General features: G+C 30.7%; 2 protein-coding genes. Both read right to left on the bottom strand.

What is annotated here, in order from left to right; all coding sequences use genetic code 11:
- Positions 1 to 388 (bottom strand): phospholipase D family protein (locus MSI_RS13355; protein ID WP_039925081.1); only part of this gene is annotated, 388 nt, incomplete at its 3' end.
- Between the two features lie 109 nt (positions 389 to 497).
- Positions 498 to 1,400, bottom strand: a complete 903-nt coding sequence (locus MSI_RS13350) for a hypothetical protein (protein WP_009108226.1) — start codon at positions 1,398 to 1,400, stop codon at positions 498 to 500.
- Between the last annotated feature and the right edge of the window lie 322 nt (positions 1,401 to 1,722).

Raw genomic sequence — 1,722 nt, 5'->3', positions numbered from 1 at the left:
TTTTTAATTGAAAGATTGTTTCTTTATCATCTATTTGAATATTCATTTCCTGGTTTTCTTCAATTCCATTGTTTGTTAGGTTTGAAGAACCTATAAAAGCTGTTTTATCACCAAAAATATAAAATTTGGGGTGGAAATGCTCATCTGTAAAGAAACGTATTTCAATTTGTCCTGAGTACATAAAAGGAGTAAGTTTTTCAAGTTCTTTTGCGGATGTACCAGTGTTTAGGCGAATAATCAATTTTATATTACACCTTTTATACATAAATTGCTTTAAGATATCTGTATTAGAGAAAAAAGCCGTAGCAACATAAATTGGCACATTATTTGAATTTTCTAAAAGAGCATCTTTCAATTTCGTAGTTTTATCATTGTAAAAGAGTGTCATAATTATAGGATATTTCAGCTAACAGCATAAGTCAATAAAAGTAATCAATACTCAAGTATGTATCTGCCTAATCTTACGGAAGAATGGCAAATACATACAACGCATCTTTTTATTCCGCATCCATAAAATCCATAGGATTACCACTACATTCTGGATAATTCTTACAATGAATCCAAGCTTCACCATCCTCAGGATCAATCACAACTTTTGCTTCATTGTAAAAATATTTATCACCACAATGTATACATTCAATTTTTTTATTCATTGAAAGGTGCGGAAACTTTGCAATTCCTTTTTCTAATTCTGGAATACGTGCATCTCCATAAATTATTGTAGGGGTAAGAACTTTGTTATCTAGGTAAGTACCACGGCAATCTGGAAAGTTTTTACAAACAACCATTGTAAAATTTGTGCCATTCTTCTTTATAACTTTTGATTGATTAAAATTATATGCTTTTTGACAATGAGGACAGAATACATAAGAACTCTTTCTAAGACTTCCATCTGGATTATGTTCATCATCAAACTTGTTGATTTCATTAAGTCTTTGCTTACCAGAGAGTATTGTTAATTGATCCAAAGGTAGATAGACAATATTTTTACTGTCACCAAGTTCAAAGTATTGTTTTGCATAATCAAGAACTGCTTCTACTCCGTATTGACCAATTCCTGTACACTCGACTGTTTGAATCCAATCAATAATTGCATCAGAATTCTTGAAGCGGCGTAATAAAATCTCTGCTAGTTCAAGTTCAACATCAGATCTAATTATCAATTCATTCCAATTTTGGTAGCCGGCAATTTTTGCAATAATATGTTGTGCACGTGCTAGTTTTATTTCCTGTCTGTCTTTATCATCCCATTCAAAGAAATAAAATAAATCATCTACATCGTAGAATTTCCAATCGTAGTGATAAATAATAATTCCATCACTTTCATCTGATTGGGTTTGAGTCTTCCAATCTGTTAGGAATTTTTTGGCTTCATTCTTGAAGAAATCAAGATTTGACATAATATTTGCTCCTTGAGCACTCGTTTTATTGTATTTGCTAAATTGTCAGTACCGTAGCAACAATAAACCTGATGCTCATAGGTAAATATTAAGATATTAGATATGGTATGATTCAAATCTTCGCACTGACCGCTAGTTCTACCATGGAACTAATTAAAATATAGTAAGAGAAAATTATTATGTCAATAAAAGAAATTGAGTTAGAATAATTTTATTTATTTCGCTTAGGATGCTCCATTTTCAAATGAGCTCTTAAACGAAATGTAGGAATTTCTTTCTTACAAATTCTGCAAATAGTTGTTTTAATTTGTTGATTTTCATC

Origin of the sequence: Treponema sp. JC4, from assembly GCF_000260795.1 — a bacterium.
In the GTDB taxonomy this organism is placed as follows: domain Bacteria; phylum Spirochaetota; class Spirochaetia; order Treponematales; family Treponemataceae; genus Treponema_D.
This window is presented reverse-complemented; position numbering and strand designations above follow the sequence as displayed.